This window comes from Rhizobium sp. BR 362, from assembly GCF_036528765.1.
Lineage (GTDB): Bacteria > Pseudomonadota > Alphaproteobacteria > Rhizobiales > Rhizobiaceae > Rhizobium.
In genome coordinates, this window is record NZ_JARWGH010000005.1 from 357,185 (window position 1) to 376,192 (window position 19,008).

14 protein-coding genes and 1 pseudogene are annotated in these 19,008 nt (G+C 61.3%); 11 read left to right on the forward strand and 4 right to left on the reverse strand.

Annotation, left to right across the window (positions count from 1 at the left end; genetic code table 11):
* Window positions 1–14 precede the first annotated feature (14 nt).
* The 4 genes from QDY28_RS10270 (at window position 15) to QDY28_RS10285 (ending at window position 3,789) form a co-directional block, all read left to right on the forward strand.
* The gene (locus QDY28_RS10270) at window positions 15–857 is read left to right on the forward strand and encodes a fumarylacetoacetate hydrolase family protein (RefSeq protein WP_331381573.1); all 843 of its coding nucleotides are present in this window, start codon (window positions 15–17) and stop codon (window positions 855–857) included.
* A 207-nt stretch (window positions 858–1,064) separates the two neighbouring features.
* Window positions 1,065–2,339 carry a polyhydroxyalkanoate depolymerase gene (locus QDY28_RS10275; RefSeq protein ID WP_331381574.1) on the forward strand — a complete coding sequence of 425 codons (1,275 nt, stop codon included), beginning with the start codon at window positions 1,065–1,067 and terminating at the stop codon, window positions 2,337–2,339.
* A gap of 158 nt (window positions 2,340–2,497) precedes the next feature.
* The gene (locus QDY28_RS10280; protein ID WP_331381575.1) at window positions 2,498–2,938 is read left to right on the forward strand and encodes a DUF2852 domain-containing protein; all 441 of its coding nucleotides are present in this window, start codon (window positions 2,498–2,500) and stop codon (window positions 2,936–2,938) included.
* 89 nt (window positions 2,939–3,027) lie between these two features.
* Window positions 3,028–3,789: a M48 family metallopeptidase gene (locus QDY28_RS10285; protein ID WP_331381576.1), complete on the forward strand. Its 762-nt coding sequence runs from the start codon at window positions 3,028–3,030 to the stop codon at window positions 3,787–3,789.
* Between the two features lie 70 nt (window positions 3,790–3,859).
* Here the strand turns inward: QDY28_RS10285 and QDY28_RS10290 are convergent, their stop codons facing one another.
* On the reverse strand, window positions 3,860–4,291 hold the full coding sequence (locus QDY28_RS10290; RefSeq protein ID WP_331381577.1) for a winged helix-turn-helix transcriptional regulator: 432 nt from the start codon (window positions 4,289–4,291) through the stop codon (window positions 3,860–3,862).
* 89 nt (window positions 4,292–4,380) lie between these two features.
* Here QDY28_RS10290 and QDY28_RS10295 point away from each other — a divergent pair.
* The 7 genes and pseudogenes from QDY28_RS10295 to QDY28_RS10325 all read left to right on the forward strand — a co-directional run bounded on the left by QDY28_RS10295 (window position 4,381) and on the right by QDY28_RS10325 (window position 11,655).
* A pseudogene (locus QDY28_RS10295) lies at window positions 4,381–5,195 on the forward strand (oxidoreductase).
* Window positions 5,196–5,264: 69 nt separating this feature from the next.
* Complete coding sequence (locus tag QDY28_RS10300; RefSeq protein ID WP_331381578.1) at window positions 5,265–6,266, forward strand: NADP-dependent oxidoreductase; 1,002 nt, start codon at window positions 5,265–5,267, stop codon at window positions 6,264–6,266.
* 143 nt (window positions 6,267–6,409) lie between these two features.
* Entirely contained in the window at window positions 6,410–7,084 is a 675-nt protein-coding gene (locus tag QDY28_RS10305; protein ID WP_331381579.1) for a phosphoribosylanthranilate isomerase, read from the forward strand.
* A complete protein-coding gene (trpB, locus tag QDY28_RS10310; RefSeq protein ID WP_331381580.1) occupies window positions 7,081–8,295 on the forward strand; it encodes a tryptophan synthase subunit beta in 1,215 nt (404 codons plus the stop codon). The genes QDY28_RS10305 and trpB overlap by 4 nt, the downstream gene beginning before the upstream one ends.
* A gap of 10 nt (window positions 8,296–8,305) precedes the next feature.
* Entirely contained in the window at window positions 8,306–9,145 is an 840-nt protein-coding gene (gene trpA / locus QDY28_RS10315; RefSeq protein ID WP_331381581.1) for a tryptophan synthase subunit alpha, read from the forward strand.
* Between the two features lie 211 nt (window positions 9,146–9,356).
* The gene (gene accD, locus QDY28_RS10320) at window positions 9,357–10,268 is read left to right on the forward strand and encodes an acetyl-CoA carboxylase, carboxyltransferase subunit beta (RefSeq protein WP_331381582.1); all 912 of its coding nucleotides are present in this window, start codon (window positions 9,357–9,359) and stop codon (window positions 10,266–10,268) included.
* Between the two features lie 58 nt (window positions 10,269–10,326).
* Complete coding sequence (locus tag QDY28_RS10325; protein WP_331381622.1) at window positions 10,327–11,655, forward strand: bifunctional folylpolyglutamate synthase/dihydrofolate synthase; 1,329 nt, start codon at window positions 10,327–10,329, stop codon at window positions 11,653–11,655.
* 210 nt (window positions 11,656–11,865) lie between these two features.
* On the opposite strand, the gene trxA is transcribed toward QDY28_RS10325, so the two are convergent.
* The 3 genes from trxA to addB form a co-directional block, all read right to left on the reverse strand.
* Window positions 11,866–12,186 (reverse strand): thioredoxin, encoded by a 321-nt coding sequence (trxA, locus tag QDY28_RS10330; RefSeq protein WP_028753820.1) that lies wholly within the window; start codon window positions 12,184–12,186, stop codon window positions 11,866–11,868.
* A gap of 73 nt (window positions 12,187–12,259) precedes the next feature.
* Window positions 12,260–15,826, reverse strand: coding sequence for a double-strand break repair helicase AddA (gene addA, locus QDY28_RS10335; protein ID WP_331381583.1), 3,567 nt, complete (start codon window positions 15,824–15,826; stop codon window positions 12,260–12,262).
* Entirely contained in the window at window positions 15,819–19,007 is a 3,189-nt protein-coding gene (addB, locus tag QDY28_RS10340) for a double-strand break repair protein AddB (RefSeq protein WP_331381584.1), read from the reverse strand. The genes addA and addB overlap by 8 nt, the downstream gene beginning before the upstream one ends.
* Window position 19,008 lies beyond the last annotated feature (1 nt).

Below are 19,008 nucleotides of genomic sequence, written 5' to 3' on the forward strand. Positions count from 1 at the left end.
GGGAAGGAAAACCTATGAAATTGTTGCGTGTTGGCGATGCCGGCAAGGAGAAGCCGGCGCTTCTGGATAGCGACGGCAAGATCCGCGATCTCTCCGCTCATGTCGCCGATATCGGCGGCGAGGCGATTTCGCCGGCCGGCCTGGCGAAGGTCGCCGCGCTCGATCCGAAGAGCCTGCCGGAACTGGCGGAAGGCCGGATCGGCGCTTGCGTCGCCGGCACCGGCAAGTTCATCTGCATTGGCCTGAACTTCTCAGACCATGCCGCCGAAACCGGCGCCACCGTGCCGCCGGAGCCGATCATCTTCATGAAGGCAAGCTCCGCCATCGTCGGCCCGAACGACAACGTGCTGATCCCGCGCGGTTCGGAAAAGACCGATTGGGAAGTCGAACTCGGCGTCGTCATCGGCAAAACCGCCAAATATGTCAGCGAGGCCGATGCGCTGGATTACGTGGCGGGCTACTGCGTGTCCCATGACGTCTCGGAACGCGCCTTCCAGACGGAACGCTCGGGACAGTGGACCAAGGGCAAGTCCTGTGACACCTTCGGCCCGATCGGCCCGTGGCTCGTCACAAAAGACGAAATCGTTGATCCGCAGAATCTCGGCATGTGGCTGAAGGTCAACGGCAAGATGATGCAGAACGGCTCGACCAAGACCATGGTCTACGGCGTTGCCTATCTCGTCTCCTATCTCAGCCAGTTCATGTCGCTGCATCCGGGCGACGTCATCTCCACCGGCACGCCTCCCGGCGTCGGCATGGGCATGAAACCGCCGCAATATTTAAAGCCCGGCGACGTCGTCGAACTCGGCATGGAAGGCCTCGGCACACAGCGCCAAACCTTCCTCGCCGATGCCTGATGAACGTGCACGATCAGGAACTTTAACGTTTTGAGACCATTATTGATGCCGGAGAAGCAATTCTCCGGCATTTTAACACAGGTATGAATCCGAAAGGGTAATGTTGCCCTGCAACAAAAACTGCTAGTCTCGGTACAAGAGCTTCATGGATGAGGACCGCGCTGGGGGAGCGTTCTTCATCTGATCACCTCGAAAGGTTTATTTTTTATGTTTTATCAGCTCTATGAACTTAATCACGCCGCCCTCGCACCCTTCCGTGCCGCCGCCGACATGATGCGCCTGGCCTATGCCAATCCGCTCAACCCGCTCTCCCATACGATGCTCGGCCGCACGGTGACGGCAAGTCTCGAAGTCTTCGAGCGCACCACCCGGCGTTACGGCAAGCCCGAATTCGGTCTGCATCAAACCACGATTGGTGGAAAGTCGGTCTCGGTCCATGAAAAGATCGTTTGGAACAAGCCCTTCTGCAATCTGATTCATTTCGAGCGCAGCTTGCCTGCTGGCCACGGCAGCGATCCGCGCATCCTGATCGTCGCGCCGATGTCGGGCCACTATGCGACGCTGCTGCGCGGCACGGTGGAAGCCCTGCTGCCGAGCGCCGATATCTACATCACCGACTGGATCGATGCGCGCATGGTGCCGATGACCGAGGGCACTTTCGATCTCGAAGATTACATCGATTACGTCATCGATATGCTGCATCAGCTCGGGCCGGACACCCATGTCATTGCCATCTGTCAGCCCTCGGTGCCGGTTCTGGCCGCGGCCGCGGTCATGGAAGCGGCCGGCGATCCGCTGTCGCCCTCGTCGATGACGCTGATGGGCGGCCCGATCGACACGCGCATCAACCCGACGGCGGTGAACCAGCTCGCCAAGCACAGGCCGCTCGAATGGTTCGCCGATAATGTCATCATGAACGTGCCCTGGCCGCAGCCCGGCTTCCTCCGCCCGGTCTATCCCGGCTTCCTGCAGCTCTCCGGCTTCATGTCGATGAACCTCGACCGGCACATGATCGCGCATAAGGACTTCTTCATGCACCTCGTCAAGAACGACGGCGAGCCGGAGAAGCACCGCGATTTCTACGACGAATATTTGGCGGTCATGGATCTGACGGCGGAATTCTATCTGCAGACCGTCGACCAGGTGTTCATCAAGCATGCGCTGCCGAAAGGCGAGCTGACGCATCGCGGCCAACATGTCGATCCGACAGCGATCCGCAATGTCGCCCTGCTGACCGTAGAAGGTGAAAACGACGATATTTCCGGCGTCGGCCAGACCAAGGCGGCGCAGACGATCTGCACCAATATTCCTGAGGATATGCGGATGCACTATCTGCAGCCCGATGTTGGCCATTACGGCGTCTTTAACGGCTCGCGTTTCCGCCGTGAAATCGCGCCGCGCATCGTTGCTTTCACCCGGGAACATGGCCGCACCGGAAGGCCGGTCGTCAAGCGGGTGATCAAGGGCGGCAAATCCGCCTGAAATTGCAAAGAATTAGCTTTTGTTGAATTATCGAGCCGAATTCAACGATTTGTCCGATTTTCCGGGCAAAAGGCATTGAAGGCTCACGAAGAGGTTACCATCTCGATTCCAGCGGTTCGGCATGTGGCCGGGCCGCGTTACTGCGAGGATACCTCACGATGAACCACCAGTCAGCATTGCTTCGCCCGGATTGGACTCCGGCTACCATTGCCCTGATGATACTTGGCTTCGTGGTCTTCTGGCCCCTGGGTCTCGCCATGCTTGCCTATATTCTCTTCGGCGAACGCCTGAGGGATTTCAAACGGGATGTGAACCACAAGGCCGACGGCATGTTTGCCGGCTGCGGCCGCCATCGCGGCCGTTATCGCCAGCATTTCTCCACCGGCAATGTCGCCTTCGACGATTGGCGCCGGGCAGAGCTGGAGCGCCTCGAAGAAGAGCGCCGCAAACTCGATGAAATGCGCGCCGAGTTCGATACCTATGTCCGCGAACTCCGCCGCGCCAAGGATCAGGAAGAATTCGACCGTTTCATGCGTGACCGTAACAACGTCAAGCGCAGCGATGATAGCGGTCCGGCTTCCGAATTTCAGACACCGTAATTGCAACAGCTTTTCAGTCAGAACCGGCATCCGGCGATGCCGGTTTTTCTTTGCCAGAAACCCGCGCGAATCGTATAAAACTGCTTTTCATGTTTCCGCTTCCGTCCAGATCCCGCCGACCTGTTCCCAAGCCGCCCGCGCCGGAAACGCGCACCTTGGACGTGGCCGGACGCCTGATGCCTCTGACGATCCGTCAGCATGAACGGGCGACACGGATCACGCTTCGGATCGAGCCCGGCGGACGGGCGCTGAAGATGACCATTCCGCGCGGCCTCGCCGCCCGCGAGGTCAACGCCTTCCTCGACCGGCATCAAGGCTGGCTGCTGACCAAGCTTGCGAAATTCTCCACCCAGGCAAATCTTCAGAGCGGCAGCGAAATCCTGCTGCGCGGCATCCGCCATCGCATCGAGCACACCGGCAGCCTGCGCGGCCTGACCGAGGCCGTCATCACCGACGGCGCGGCGGTTCTGCGCGTTAGTGGCCTGCCGGAACATGCCGGCCGGCGCATCGCGACCTTCCTCAAGAAGGAGGCCCGTGCCGATCTGGAAAAGCTGGTGGCGGTGCATGCAAAAGCGATCCGCGCGACGGTCTCCTCCATCAGCATGAAGGATACCCGCAGCCGCTGGGGCTCTTGCTCCTCGGGGGGAAATCTAAGCTTTTCCTGGCGCATCGTCATGGCGCCGCCGCTCGTCATCGACTATCTCGCCGCCCATGAGGTCGCCCACTTGCGCGAAATGAACCACGGTCCGCGCTTCTGGGCGCTCTGCCGCAAGCTCTGCCCCGACATGGACGAGGCCAAGGCCTGGCTGAAGCGCCATGGCAGTCAGCTTCATGCGATCGATTTTGATTGAGCAGATCGCTTGAACTGACGGATGGCGCTTGAACTTCCGCAGTCGACGGCGTTGTCTCCCGCGCTGAGCTTCATTCAGGCAAGGCAACGCGGATTGGACGTGTTCCGATTGGCGCGCCGGTCGCGCGGTCGATGGTGATGGGATCGATTTCGGTACCGATCTCAGCGTCAAAGAACCGAGTAACATCACCGCCGGCGCGATGCTTGCGTCCCCACGCACCGATCGCAAACAGAACCGGCAGAAAGTCCTGGCCTGCGGCAGTCAGCACGTACTCGTCGCGCGGTGGTCGTTCCGAATAGCGCCTCTTCTCCAGCAGTCCGTCTTCCGTAAGGGCGGACAGGCGATTGGTCAGCATTGTCGGCGCGATACCCAAGCTCTTACGGAACTCGTCAAAGCGAGTGAGGCCCGCATGGGCATCGCGCATGATCAGCATGGTCCACGCGTCGCCCACCAATGCAAGGCTGCGGGCGATCAGACATGGCTGGTTCGAAAGATTCTTCATGTCGATATCTTTTTGATAGTGACTTACTATTAATTTGATAGTAACTGAATGTTCATCGATGTTCCATGATAAAATGAAGGCAGAAATCGATGAGCAAGACAGAACGTGGCGTCGCCCTGGTCACGGGCGCCTCCTCAGGTATCGGGTTGGTGACCGCGCAAGCGTTGCGACGGACGGGATACCAAGTGTTTGGAACCAGCCGCAAGCCTGCGCCGGATACGCCGGACGGCATTGCGATGCTGGTCTGTGACGTTACTGACGATGAGTCGGTGCAAAGGACGGTCGATGAGATATTGGCTCGCGTCGGACGGATCGATCTTCTCGTCAACAATGCCGGTATCGACTGCTTGGCGCGGCAGAGGAATCCTCGGTTGCGCAGGGGAAAGCTCTGTTCGATGTGAACCTGTTCGGCGTCCTGCGCATGACCAATGCGATACTTCCGGTGATGAGACGTCAGCGGAAGGGCAGGATCATCAATATGAGCTCCATCCTCGGGCTGATCCCCGCTCCCTACAACGCGCTCTACGCATCGACCAAGCACGCCATCGAGGGCTATTCCGAATCCCTTGACCACGAGGTCCGCACGCAAGGGATCCGCGTCGTGCTTGTGGAGCCCGGTGTCACTCGCACATCCTTCGAAGAGAACCTGACGCGACCGGATCACCCGCTACCACTATACGACCCGGCGCGCGCCAATGCAGAGAAACTGATGCGCGACGTCGTTGGAACGGGCGATGCACCGGAGGTGGTCGCCGACATGGTGGTCAAAGCCGCCAACGCCGCATCGCCAAAGAGACGCTATACCGCAGGAAAGGCGGCAGCACAGGTCCGCTTCATACGCCGCTTCCTGCCGGAGTCGTTCGTCGACAAGAACCTTCGCAAGTTCAGCAGGCTTCCAGACTGATAGCCTCCGTCGCCTGATGGTGCCCCCGGACATCAGGCTGTTATTATCGTAGACGCGAAAGTTGGTTTTATGAAAGCATTTCTGATCGATCGCTATGCAAAAGGCGGCGCTCTGCGGCTCGGTGAAAGTCCGGCCCCGGAGCTGCGGGAGAATGATGTGATGTTGCAGGTTCACGCAGCCAGTGTGAACCTTCTGGACGCGAAGATTAGGGATGGAGAGTTCAGGCTCATCCTGCCGTATCGCCTTCCGTTAATCCTGGGCAACGATGTCGCGGGCGTGGTGATCGAGGTCGGATCCAAGGTCCGGCGCTTCAAGCCAGGCGATGAGGTCTACGCACGTCCGAGCCAGAATCGCATAGGCACGTTCGCGGAGCTTATTGCGATAAGCGAGGCCGACATCGCGATGAAGCCGAAGAACACGACAATGGAAGAAGCGGCATCAGTGCCGTTGGTTTCCCTGACGGCTTGGCAGGCCCTTGTCGAGCAAGCTGACCTGAAGAGGGGGCAGAAGGTTCTTATTCATGCCGGCTCGGGTGGCGTTGGTACGATTGCCATTCAGCTCGCCAAGCATATTGGGGCGCATGTGGCGACGACCACGAGCACGGCTAATGTTGCTCTCGTCAAAAGTCTCGGAGCCGATGTCGTCATCGACTACAAGAAGGATGATTTCGAGAAGGTCCTGCAGGGCTATGACGTCGTGCTGAACAGCCTTGGCAAGGACACGCTGGAGAAATCGCTTCGCGTTCTGAAGCCGGGTGGGAAGCTCATCTCGATCTCCGGTCCGCCGGATCCGGAGTTTGCTAGGAAGAATGGTTACGGCTGGTTGCTTCAGCAGGTCATGCGTCTGCTGAGCGCCAGTATCCGGAGGAAATCAAACCGTCATGGCGTCAGCTATTCGTTCCTCTTTATGACCGCCAACGGCAACCAGCTCGAGCAAATCACCTCCTTGATTGAGACGGGAGCCATACGACCGATCATTGATCGGGTCTTTCCGTTCGAGGACACCAACGAGGCCTTGGCCTACGTGGAGACCGGTCGTGCCAAAGGCAAAGTCGTCATCGCGGTAAAATAAAAGGTGAGCCGGTGTTTTCGGGAAGACCGTCATGTGCGCTCAAGCCAAAAGTCTCCCCCGCCGGCTGCCGCCGAGCAGCGCAAAATTCCCCGATCGTCGCCTTTAGGCTCGACTCTTTTGCAATTTCATGTCACTCCGCTGCCATGAACCCGGATATCAAAATTTGTGGCCTGAAGACGCCAGAAGCCGTGGATCGCGCGCTTGAGCGCGGCGCCACCCATATCGGCTTCATCTTCTTTGAAAAGAGCCCTCGTTATATCGAGCCGGATTTGGCCGGCCAGTTGGCGGAGCGCGCTCGCGGCAAGGCAAAGATCGTCGCCGTCACGGTTAATCCCAGCAATGATGATTTGGATGAGATCGTCTCGCTGGTGCGCCCGGATATACTGCAGCTTCACGGCAGTGAAAGCCCTGAGCGTGTGCTGACCATCAAAGCGGTCTATAATGTGCCCGTCATGAAGGCCATGGCGGTGCGCACCGCCGACGATCTGAAGCGTGTGGAATCCTATATCGGCATTGCCGACCGTTTTCTCTTCGATGCCAAGCCGCCCGCCGGTTCGGAGCTGCCGGGCGGAAACGGCGTGTCCTTCGATTGGAGCCTGATGAGCTGGCTTGACGATCGCGTGGATTACATGCTGTCGGGCGGCGTCAACAAGGACAATGTCGCTGAGGCGCTTGCCTCCACCAAAGCCACAGGCATCGATCTTTCCTCCGCCCTCGAAAGTGCGCCGGGCGTGAAGGATCTGAATAAAATCGATCAGTTTTTCGACGCTTTTGCAGAAGCATGCCTGCCGGAACCGGCAGCAGGGAGTAGAGAGTGAACCAGACGCCAAAGCTTAATTCCTTCCGCGCCGGCCCCGATGAGGACGGCCGTTTCGGCATTTACGGCGGCCGTTTCGTCGCCGAAACGCTGATGCCGCTGATCCTGGATCTGCAGGAGGAATGGAACAAGGCGAAGAACGATCCTGCCTTCCAGGCGGAGCTCAAGCAGCTCGGCACTCACTATATCGGCCGCCCGAGCCCGCTCTATTTTGCCGAACGCCTGACGGCCGAACTTGGCGGCGCCAAGATCTATTTCAAGCGCGAAGAGCTGAACCACACAGGCTCGCACAAGATCAACAATTGTATCGGCCAGATCCTGCTTGCCAAGCGCATGGGCAAGACCCGCATCATCGCTGAAACCGGCGCGGGCCAGCATGGTGTTGCGTCTGCAACCGTTGCCGCGCGCTTCGGTTTCCCCTGCGTCGTCTACATGGGCGCGACCGACGTCGAGCGCCAGGCGCCGAACGTTTTCCGCATGAAGCTGCTCGGCGCCGAGGTGGTTCCGGTCACCGCCGGCAGCGGCACGCTGAAGGATGCCATGAACGAGGCCCTTCGCGATTGGGTCACTAACGTTGACGACACCTATTACCTGATCGGTACGGCCGCCGGCCCGCATCCCTATCCGGAAATGGTCCGCGATTTCCAGGCGGTGATCGGCACTGAAGCCAAGCAACAGATTCTGGAGGCCGAGGGTCGCCTTCCGGATCTCGTCGTTGCTGCCGTCGGCGGCGGTTCGAACGCGATCGGCATCTTCCATCCCTTCCTCGATGACGAGGACGTCAAGATCGTCGGCGTCGAAGCTGGCGGCAAGGGCCTGCAGGGCGACGAGCATTGCGCCTCCATCACTGCCGGTTCGCCCGGCGTGCTGCATGGCAACCGCACTTACCTGCTGCAGGATGGCGACGGCCAGATCAAGGAGGGCCATTCGATTTCGGCCGGCCTCGACTATCCCGGCATCGGCCCTGAACATTCCTGGCTGAACGATATCGGCCGCGTCGAATATGTGCCGATCATGGACCACGAGGCGCTGGAAGCCTTCCAGACCCTGACGCGCCTCGAAGGCATCATTCCGGCGCTGGAGCCGAGCCACGCGCTCGCCGAAGTCATCAAGCGCGCCCCGAAGATGGGTAAGGACGAGATCATTCTGATGAACCTGTCAGGCCGCGGCGACAAGGACATCTTCACTGTCGGCAAGATTCTGGGAATGTGAGTTAGACGCCATGACCGCACGTATGGACAAACGCTTTGCCGCTCTGAAGGCCGAAGGCCGCCCGGCACTCGTCACCTATTTTATGGGTGGCGATCCCGATTACGAGACCTCGCTCGGCATCATGAAGGCGCTGCCGGAAGCCGGGGCCGACGTCATCGAACTCGGCATGCCCTTCTCCGACCCCATGGCCGACGGCCCGGCGATCCAGCTCGCCGGCCAGCGCGCTTTAAAGGCGGGCCAGACGCTGAAGAAGACGCTGCAGCTCGCCACCGATTTCCGCAAGACGGATGCCGATACACCGATCGTGATGATGGGTTACTACAACCCGATCTATATCTACGGCGTCGACAAATTCCTCGATGACGCGCTGGCCGCTGGCATCGACGGCCTGATCGTCGTCGATCTGCCACCGGAAATGGATGACGAGCTCTGCATCCCGGCCATCCGTAAGGGCATCAATTTCATTCGTCTCGCAACGCCCACCACCGACGACAAGCGCCTGCCAACCGTGCTGAACAACACCTCCGGCTTCGTCTATTATGTCTCAATGAACGGCATTACAGGCTCGGCTCTGCCGGACCCGTCGCTCGTCTCCGGCGCCGTTAAGCGCATCAAGCAGCACACCGACCTGCCCGTCTGCGTCGGCTTCGGCGTCAAGACGGCCGAGCACGCCAAGCTGATCGGCGCTTCCGCCGATGGCGTGGTCGTCGGTACAGCCATCGTCAACCAGATCGCCACCAGCCTCACCAAGGACGGCAAGGCGACCGCCGATACCATTCAGGCCGTCACAACCCTGGTGCGCGGCCTGTCGACGGGGACGCGTTCGGCGCGCCTTGTTGCTGCCGAATAGTTTTCCCACATAGGCGGAAGCTTCAATCGGAGTCGGTTGAAGAAGCGGCCTATGCGCATCAGAGCAATTCCAGGAAAACTGCGTAGCGGTTTTCCGTTCAGGATTGCGTAAAAACAACAAACTAGAGCGGTTCAGCGATTCCGAGAAGCGTTGAACCGCTCTAGGTGTCGACCACGATATCGGTATATTCAGTCGATCAGGAGTTTTCGAATTGAACTGGATCACGAATTACGTCCGCCCGCGGATCAATTCCATGCTGGGCCGCCGCGAAGTGCCGGAAAATCTCTGGATCAAGTGCCCGGAGACCGGCGAGATGGTCTTCCACAAGGATCTGGAAGACAACAAGTGGGTCATTCCCGCTTCCGGTTTTCATATGAAGATGCCGGCCAAGGCTCGCCTTGCCGATCTCTTCGACAATGGTGAATACGAATCGTTGCCGCAACCGAGGGTCGCACAGGACCCGCTGAAGTTCCGCGATTCGAAGAAATATACCGACCGCCTGAAGGACAGCCGCGTCAAGACCGAGCAGGAAGACACGATCCTCGCCGGCGTCGGCAGGGTTCAGGGCCTGAAGCTCGTCGCTGTCGTGCATGAGTTCAATTTTATGGGCGGTTCGCTCGGCATTGCCGCCGGCGAGGCGATAGTCAAGGCGTTCGAACGCGCCATTGCCGAAAAGTGCCCGCTGGTGATGTTCCCCGCCTCGGGCGGTGCGCGCATGCAGGAGGGCATTCTGTCTCTGATGCAGTTGCCGCGCACGACGGTTGCCGTTGACATGCTGAAGGAGGCTGGCCAGCCCTATATCGTCGTGCTGACCAATCCGACGACGGGCGGCGTCACCGCTTCCTACGCCATGCTCGGCGATGTCCATCTTGCGGAACCGGGTGCGGAAATCTGCTTTGCCGGCAAGCGTGTCATCGAGCAGACGATCCGCGAAAAGCTGCCGGAAGGCTTCCAGACCTCGGAATATCTGCTCGAACACGGTATGGTCGACATGGTCGTCAAGCGCCATGATATTCCCGACACCTTGGCGACGCTGCTGAGGATACTGACCAAGAAGCCGGCGAATGACGTGTCTGCGAAGGACCTGAATGGCGCGGCGCTGCCGATGGTGGCGAGAGCCTGACCTAAAACGGAAGGCCGAAAGGCGGAGGTGCGGGATGACGGCTATGGATCAATCCGCAATGAGCGAGGCGGCACGGGAAATCGAAAAGCTGATGGGACTGCATCCCAAAGGCTTCGATCTTTCGCTGGACAGAATCACCCGGCTGCTCGATCTCCTCGGCAATCCGCACAAAAAGCTGCCGCCGGTGATCCATGTCGCCGGCACCAACGGCAAGGGCTCAGTGACGGCCTTCTGCCGTGCGCTTCTCGAAGCTGGCGGCCTCAGCGTGCATGTTCATACCTCGCCGCATCTCGTCAATTGGCATGAGCGTTATCGCATCGGCGTCAAGGGCGGCCGCGGCAAGCTCGTCGACGATGCGGTCTTCGCCGATGTGCTCCGGCGGATTGCCGACGCCAATGATGGCCAGAAGATCACGGTATTCGAGATCCTGACTGCCGCTACTTTCATGCTGTTTGCCGAGCATCCAGCCGATGTCGCGATTATCGAAGTTGGCCTCGGTGGCCGTTTCGACGCCACCAACGTCATTTCCGATCCGGCCGCCTCGGTGATCATGCCGATCTCGCTCGATCATCAGCCCTATCTCGGCGACCGCGTCGAACTGATCGCGGCCGAGAAGGCGGGGATCATGAAACCGGGTCGTCCTGTCGTCATTGGTCATCAGGAATATGATGCAGCCCTGGATGTGCTGATATCGACGGCCGAGCGGCTGCGCTGCCCGACCGCGGTTTTCGGCCAGGATTTTTCCGCCCATGAGGAATATGGCCGGCTGGTTTATCAGGACGAGTTCGGCCTCGCCGACCTGCCGCTGCCGCGCCTGCCGGGCCGGCATCAATATGCCAATGCCGCCGCCGCCATCCGCGCCGTCAAGGCCGCAGGCTTTGTCGTGACGGAGGCGATGATGGAAAAGGCGATGACGTCCGTCGAATGGGCTGGTCGCCTGCAGCGGCTGACGGAGGGCGATTTGTTGCCGCACGCGCCGGAAGGCGCGGAAATCTGGGTCGATGGCGGCCACAATCCCGGCGCCGGCGAGGTGATTGCTGAAGCCATGGCCAACTTCGAGGAGCGTCAGCCGCGGCCGCTGTTCCTCATCACCGGCATGATCAATACCAAGGATCCTGTCGGCTATTTCAAGGCGTTCGCCGGGCTCGCGGAAAAGGTCTATTGCGTACCGATCCGCGGCAGCGACTCGATGATCGATCCGGTGGTTCTGGCGGGCGCTGCCTACGATGCCGGCTTGGTGGCCGAGCCGATGTCCACCGTCGGTCAGGCGCTGGACGCGATCAGAGACCTCGCAGTGCCTGATTTGCCGGCGCCGCGCATTCTGATCGGCGGCTCGCTTTATCTGGTCGGCGACGTCCTAGCCGATAACGGCACGCCGCCGAAGTAAATCCGGTGGGGTGGTCAACCACCCGCCCTCGTGCTTCGAGACGGCCCTGCGGGCCTCCTCAGCATGAGGGCTGGCCTTTGCGCCCAGCCGCGCTACGGGCTCATCTCGCCCTGAGGTGCGAAGCGTCGAAGGGCGAGGATGGCCTGTGTTCTCCGACCAACAAAAAGCCCGCACGAAGCGGGCTTTTTCATTCTCTTAAGTCGATACCGATTAAGCGGCGCTGGAAATCCAGCTCTGCAGGGCGGTCTTGGGGGCGGCGCCAACCTTGATGTCGGCAACTTCGCCGGCCTTGAACATGGCAAGCGTCGGGATCGAGCGAACGCCGAACTGGGCAGCCAGTTCCGGGTTTTCATCGATGTTGAGCTTGGCGACCTTCACCTTGCCTTCGAACTGTACGGCGAGTTCTTCAAGAGCCGGGGCTATCATCTTGCACGGACCGCACCATTCAGCCCAGAAATCAACGACGACAGGCTCTGCGGATTGCAGAACTTCGGCAGCAAAGTTGGAGGTATCGACTTTAACGGTAGCCATAGGCTGCTCCTTAACAGGATTTGCGGTTGCTAGATATGTGATGGTGCGGTGCCAGATTTCAATATGTGGTATTTCACTTTGTCTTGAGCTCCGCAAGCGCCAATGCGAGCGCTTCTTCGGAGAGCGTTTGGATCGAGGCGTTCTCGGTATAGACGAGCACGCAATCAATGCGTTTGCCGGGATAGAGCGGCGACAGGATCTCGCGATAGATGGCAAGCTGTGCGCGGTGGGCGTAAGGAATCTCCTCCGCGGCACGCGGCGGCACGCGATTCGTTTTGTAGTCGAGGACGACCACGCGGTCGTCGAACACGGTCAGCCGGTCGATGCGGCCGGAGACTGCGTAGGTCTGATCGCCGAGCGTCAGCGTGCCCATGATCGAGACTTCGGCCTGGGCATGAGCGCTGAAAACACCCTGCAGCTCTGGGTGCGACAGCAGCGCCAGCACCGAGCCGATCAGCGCTTCGCGTTCGGCCTGCGGCCAGAAGCGTGCGGCTCGCTCGGCATAGCGGCGCGCCGCATCGGCGCGATCCGCCACCGCGATCTCCGGCAGTGTCTGCAGCATGCGGTGGATGAAACGGCCCTTTTCCAGCGAGCGATCCGATTTGGTCTTCTCGGTGAAGAGCGGCGAGGCGACAAGCAGATTGTCGGCCTCGTCGTCGATGATGGTGCCGGCACCGGAGGGGCTGAGCGGCCGCGGCAGGTTTCGCTGTGGTGGCAGCGGTCGGCTGAGGCCCACCGGCAGTGCGCCTCGGTCTACGGCCGCTTCCACCTGTTCCATATGCTCGAACCTGCGTTCCACCTGGGTGACGCGCCAGCTCAGGCCCTGCCATTCGCCATCCGGTCCGGAGAAAGTGACCGGGGTGCAGCGTTCGCCATCCTGGCGCAGCGTCCTCGAAATCATAGCATGCCATGTATCGGCGTTTTCGCGGATGCCGCGATAGCCGCAGACGATAAGCCGGTCGGCGGCGCGTGTCATGCCGACATAGAGCAGACGACGATATTCCTCTTCCGCCAGGGATTGCAGCCGCGTCGCATCGGCCTGCGTCAGCGAATTGGCGAGCGCGCTGACCGGCACCCAGACTGGCAGCGGAATTTCGCCTTTGCCGGTCTCGATCAGCCGCAGCTTGGGCAGGTGCGTATGGGTAAAGGCTTTGCCGCCGCCATCGACGAGGAAAACGATCGGCGCCTCCAGGCCCTTGGAGGCATGTACCGTCATGATCCGCACCTCGTTGCGGCCCTTGTCCTGTTCACGCTTCACAGTCGGCGCTTCCAGCTCCAGCGTCGAGATGAAGGATTGCAGGCCCGGCAGGCCGGAGGTTTCGTGGTCCAGCGTGAAGGTCAGGAATTCGTCGAGGATGTCGCTGACCTCGGTTCCGAGCCGCGCCAGAAACTGCCGCCGGCCGCCGAAGCTGCCGAGAACGCGCGCGTAGAAATCATGAACGGACAGGCTTTTAGACAGTGCTAGGAAGGTTTTCAGCCGATTGACAACATGGCGGAAGCGCTCATTGCCGTCATCGGCGAATTTCCGCAGGTGGTTCCAGACGCTTTCATCTTCCCCCCGGTAGGCCGCCACCGCGAAAACATCGTCTTCGCTAAGATCGAACAAGGGGCTTTTCAAAAGCGCCGCCAGCGAAAGATCGTCTTCCGGCAGCAACAGAAAACGGCCAAGTGCCAATAGATCCTGGATGGCGATATGGCTGGTCAGCACCAGACGATCGGCGCCGGCGACAGGGATATTGTTGCGCCGCTTCAATGCCCGGGTCAGCGCGTTCACGAAGCTGTCGCGCTTGCGCACCAGCACCAGAATATCGCCGGCCTCGATGAAGCGCGCCTTTCCTTTGTCGATGATCGTCTCGCGGCCAATGATGTTGCCGATCGTCTGCGCCATGCGCCGCGCCAGGATGGCCGCCGGTGCGCTCTCCGGAGTCGAATCGAAGGGTGCCGTCCAGTCCTCTTCCTTCGCCAGCGGCTCCGGTGCAATCATGTCCCAGAGATCGACGGCGCCGGGATGACCGATGCGGCTGGAGCGATGTACGACGGGCTCGTCGGCGGCGCTGAGACCACGGGCATTCTCGGGCGCCGTGAAGACATGGTCGACGGCCGCCAGCACATCGGCGGTCGAACGGAAGGAGAGCGGCAGGCGGATCGATGAAAACTGCTGGCCGCTGTTGTCCACGCGCCGCCGCGTTCGGTCGCTTTCCTCGGAAAAACGCTCAGGTCGCGCGCCCTGGAAGGAATAGATCGACTGCTTTTCGTCGCCGACCGCGAAGATGGTCCTGAGGGTCGGCCGGGCGCTCTCGCCGGAGAAGAAATCCTCCGCCAGCGATTGGATGACGCTCCATTGGATAGGGCTGGTATCCTGCGCCTCGTCGACCAGGATATGATCGATGCCCTGATCCAGCTTGTAATGGATCCAGGGGCCGACATCCTTCTTGGTCAGAAGATCGGCGGTGCGGGTGATCAGGTCTTCGAAATCGAGCTGACTGCGACGCTTCTTCAATTCCTCGTAGTCACGGTTCAGCCGGTCGGCGAGCGTGAGCGCCGCGCGGGTTGCGCGATACATCCGCATCAGCTTCAGCCGGTCGCGGCAGGCGACGACATGCGCCCGGGCAGCGGCGACGGCATCGGCGAGCGCGGGAGCATCGGCCAGAATCGCCTTGACGAAAAACTGGCTGTCCGACTTCGGTTCGCCCTTGCCGGTCAGCATGACCTTTTCGAGCATCTCCGCGCGGGCGATCGGGTTCGCTTCGCGTTTGGCAAGGCGCAGCCCGTAGGCGATGTCCAGCGCCTTCGCCCCGCCCTTCAGGTCGGCAAGGGTGAGATAAAGCTCCAGTGTCGAGTCCGAAAGACCAGGCAGCGGCCAATATTGCTCTGCGATCCCGGCTTCCGTATCGCCGGGAGAAAGGCCGAGGCGGGCAAGTAGTGTAGCCTCGACGCCGCCCTTTCGTTCGGCTTCCGCCGTAAAGCGCCGGATGGCATTGCGGTTGGCGACGATCTCGCCAAGCAATGTCTCCAATCCCGACTCATCGCCGAGATCGAGCACATAGGCGAAGGCCTCGGCAAGTTCGGCATTCGGATATTGCGGCGTTGCCGTCAGCAGCGACCGGCGGGCATCATCCAACAGGGTCGCAGCGGCGCGGTCATCCAGAACCGAGAAATGGCCGGCGACATTGGCCTCAAGCGGAAATTGATGCAGCAGCGCTTCGCAGAAGGCGTGGATCGTCTGGATCTTCAGCCCACCCGGCGTTTCCAACGCCTTGGCAAAGAGGCGGCGTGCCTCGGCAAGCTTCAAAACACCCGGCTCCGCGCCTTCGATCTCGGCGATCCGCGCCTTCAGCTCCTCGTCCGGCAGGGTTGCCCAGGCGGCCAGCCGGTCGAAAACGCGGTTCGACATTTCAGAGGCGGCGGCCTTGGTATAGGTGAGGCAGAGAATGGCCGACGGCCGCGCCCCGGCAAGCAGCAGGCGGATGACGCGCTGCGTCAGCACATGCGTCTTGCCGGAACCGGCATTGGCCGAGACCCAGGCGGATCGCTCCGGATCGGAAGCGATGGATTGCTGCACCGTCGTCCAGCCGATCCAGACGCCGGGATCGTCGCTATCGGGCAGGGCCGCCAGCTCACCGTTGGAAAGCTCACTCATCGCCGCCTCCCTCCTGCTCGGTCTCTGCCGTTGCCCATTCGGAGACGCGGGCGAGGTGGTCGTAGTCGCCGCCATATTCGAATTGCTGGGCAGGGATCAGCCGTGATGAAAAGCCCTTTTCGCCGGATTGGAGCAGCGCGACGAATTTGACGAACTGGTCCATCGACTCCTCGGCCAGATCCATAGCCGACTTTGTTTCCGTCTTGCCGCTGCGGCCGAAAAGCTCGTTGTTGACCTGATCCACCTTGAAGCGATCGCCGGGTCTCAGCCGGACGTAGAGCAGGTTTTCCGGAACGAGTGGACCGACATTGCGGAAAGCGCCGGCCTTGAGTGCATAGGCTTCCAGTGCCAGTTGCGGATCGAGCAGCGCGCGGGCCTGTGCCGGCGACGGATTATAGCCGGTCTTGTAGTCGATGATATCCGCGGCTCTGCTGCCTTTGAAATCGATGCGGTCGGCAACCCCGGTCAGGCGGATTCCGATCGGCTCGATCTCGACGCCCGCCGGCACTTCCGTTGCCGTCGTGCGGATCTCCGGCCGTCGTTCTGCCTCCCAGGCGAGGAAAGCCCGCGCCACTTCGCGGAAACGTGGCCGCCAGACGCTGTCAATATGGACGGGCAGTTGTTCGGCGTCGAAAAGCTCGGCGATAATGCGATCCATAGCTAGCCATGCATCCGGCGTCCCCGCGGCATGACCCTCGCGGATGAAGCGATCGATGATCTTGTGATAGAGCGTGCCGCGCTCCGCCGGACCCGGGTCGCGGTTGAAGGGAGCGATCGGGTCGAGCCGCAGAACGCGTCGGGCATAGATCGCATAGGGATCACGGCGAAGACGGCCGACCTCGCTGAAGGAATAGCTTTTCGGCTGCAGCTCAGCCGGCGGTTTCGGCGAGGGCCTCACTGCCGGAGCCTGGCTTTGGCCCTCATCGATCATCCCGGCCCAATGGCGGTATTGATCGCCGCGCGACTTTAATTCCGCCGCAAATGCCTTGCCGCCCAGCGCCATCAGCCGCTGCAGCCAGCGCGACGCCACCGTCGGGGTCGAACCCTGCCGCAGGGCGCGCGAATAAATGAGGTCGCGCGTGCCGTTCGCCATTTCGAAATCGTGGGCGAGTTGGCCGATGCGACGCTCCGGCGGTTCCAGGCCGATCTCGGTCTTCATCGTACGGGAGATGAAGGGATTGTTGGCGGTCTGGCCCGGCCAGGAGCCTTCGTTGAGCCCGCCGAGGATCAGCGTATCGACGCTTTGCAGGCGCGCTTCCAGCGTGCCGAAGATAAACAGGCGGGGGTGGCTCAGCGCCCGAGGCTTGACCGCCTGCCCGGCGGAGAGCGCAGCCATGATATCGATCCACTGCGTCCCATCCGCTTCGAGTTGGCCGTCGGTGTCCATGACCTCCTTCAGGAGGCTTGCCAGCGTATCGCCCGCCTCACCGGACCAGAGCCCGGCCAGATTGCCGCGCTCGTCCGCGGCAACGGCTTCAAGGGCGCGGCCCGTCCGGTCGGCCCATTCGAAAAGCGTGGGAAGCCCCTCGGGTGATGCCGAAAGCGCGGAAGCCAGCGGCTCGCATGCATTGGTGATCTTGCGGGCCAGCGCGCGCGCATGCTCCACGGCCTCAGGTGCCAGTGATTTGCGCCACTGCGGCGGATGGCGGTCCATTGCCTGTTCGGTAAGCTGCCGGTCGAGCACGGATTCCAGCGTCCCGATATCGACCTCGGCGATGCCGCCTCTCAAGGCGAGGATTTCCAGCGCATCGACGCCAAGCTGCAATGCATCCGGGCCAAGGCCGAAACGGGCGAGGGGATGCTTGATGAGCGAAACGATGGCAACGGGATCGCCGGGGCGAAGCGTCGCTTCCAGCAGCAATTGCAGCAGCGTTCCTTGCAGCGTGGCGGAAAGCGGCGTGCCGGCCGAATCGTCGGCGGTGATGCCGAAGCGGGCGAGCTCCGCCGTCACGCGACGCGCGAGGTTGCGGTCCGGTGTGATCAGCGCTGCCTGGCTGTCGCCGCCGTTGCGTCCCGGCTTCTCCAGCGCGAGCCGCAAGGCAATGGCGATCGCCGTCGCCTCCTCGCGCTCGTTCGCAGCCTCGATCAGTGCGACCTCGGCGAAGGCCCGCGCAATGGCGTCCGGCGCGAGCGTCTTTTGCCACTCACCCCAACCGCTGGTCGCTTTCGCCGGCGCCAGAGCGCGCGACAGAACCTCGGCACGCATTTGCATGCTCTCCGGCGCTTCGGCGATTATTTCCACATCGCGCCGTTCGATGCGCAACCGCTTCAGCAGCAGCGATAGGCCATATTGCGGATGGCTCCGCGTTGTCGGATCGACCCTTCCGCTCGTGCCCGTCTCCGGCGCGACGAGCCGCCAGTCTTCTTCTGGCATGCTGAGATCAAGCCCCGGCAGCACGATGACGCCCTGCGGCAAGGAGGCGACGGCGGCAATCAATTCGGCCGTCGCAGGCACGGAGCCGGTCGAGCCGGCGATGATGATCGGCCCCGTATGCTGCATCGTGGCAAGCCGTTTGGCTTCGGCGCGCAGAATGGCGTTACGGTTCCGGGCGGGCGAGGACTTGCCGAGTTCTTCCAGCCGCGCCGGCCAGAAGGCGCTGGCGATCTGCAGGAATTCGGCAGTCAATTGCCACCAGAGCGCATGGTCTTCGGCACTGAGATTGGCAAGTTCGGCCCAGTCGCGGTCCTCGGTTTCGATGGAATCGATGAGTTCGGCAAGATTGCGCGCCAGCCAGATGGCATCTGCCGGGCTTGCCGGAGCGACGAGCGGCGAGTCCGAATGAATGTCGCGGACGATCTGCGGCAGCCTGTTGCGCCAGGCAAGGATCAGCCGTGCCAGTTCTAAGAGCCGCGCGGTATTGGCAAGCGGCTGTGCCAGATCGGCGGTGGCGGGCAGGGCCTCTTCAAAATAGCCGCTATCATCGTCCGTCTCGCCGAGCGGTCGGATCACCGGCAGGATGGCGGAGCGACCGCCCAGCAGATCGACGAATTCCGAACGCAAAACGCGCGCCGCGCGCCTTGTCGGCAAGAAGATGGTGACCTTGGCAAGCGATAGCGGGTCGGCGGGATCGTGGCGAAAGTGCTCGGTCAGCCGGCCGTCGCAAAGCGCGCTGGCAAGAGTCTTCAGAAAAGGCAGGCCCGCCGGGATCGTCAGAATGCGTTGCCGGTGCTCGCCCGTCATC

Excerpts from the sequence above, each read along its gene's own strand:
- QDY28_RS10280 (WP_331381575.1), top strand. The coding sequence starts at position 2,498 with ATGAACCACCAGTCAGCATTGCTTCGCCCGGATTGGACTCCGGCTACC.
- QDY28_RS10305 (WP_331381579.1), top strand. The coding sequence starts at position 6,410 with ATGAACCCGGATATCAAAATTTGTGGCCTGAAGACGCCAGAAGCCGTG.
- addB (WP_331381584.1), bottom strand. The coding sequence starts at position 19,007 with ATGACGGGCGAGCACCGGCAACGCATTCTGACGATCCCGGCGGGCCTG.
- trpA (WP_331381581.1), top strand. The coding sequence starts at position 8,306 with ATGACCGCACGTATGGACAAACGCTTTGCCGCTCTGAAGGCCGAAGGC.
- QDY28_RS10300 (WP_331381578.1), top strand. The coding sequence starts at position 5,265 with ATGAAAGCATTTCTGATCGATCGCTATGCAAAAGGCGGCGCTCTGCGG.
- QDY28_RS10285 (WP_331381576.1), top strand. The coding sequence starts at position 3,028 with ATGTTTCCGCTTCCGTCCAGATCCCGCCGACCTGTTCCCAAGCCGCCC.
- QDY28_RS10270 (WP_331381573.1), top strand. The coding sequence starts at position 15 with ATGAAATTGTTGCGTGTTGGCGATGCCGGCAAGGAGAAGCCGGCGCTT.
- trxA (WP_028753820.1), bottom strand. The coding sequence starts at position 12,186 with ATGGCTACCGTTAAAGTCGATACCTCCAACTTTGCTGCCGAAGTTCTG.
- QDY28_RS10275 (WP_331381574.1), top strand. The coding sequence starts at position 1,065 with ATGTTTTATCAGCTCTATGAACTTAATCACGCCGCCCTCGCACCCTTC.
- QDY28_RS10325 (WP_331381622.1), top strand. The coding sequence starts at position 10,327 with ATGAGCGAGGCGGCACGGGAAATCGAAAAGCTGATGGGACTGCATCCC.
- QDY28_RS10290 (WP_331381577.1), bottom strand. The coding sequence starts at position 4,291 with ATGAAGAATCTTTCGAACCAGCCATGTCTGATCGCCCGCAGCCTTGCA.
- addA (WP_331381583.1), bottom strand. The coding sequence starts at position 15,826 with ATGAGTGAGCTTTCCAACGGTGAGCTGGCGGCCCTGCCCGATAGCGAC.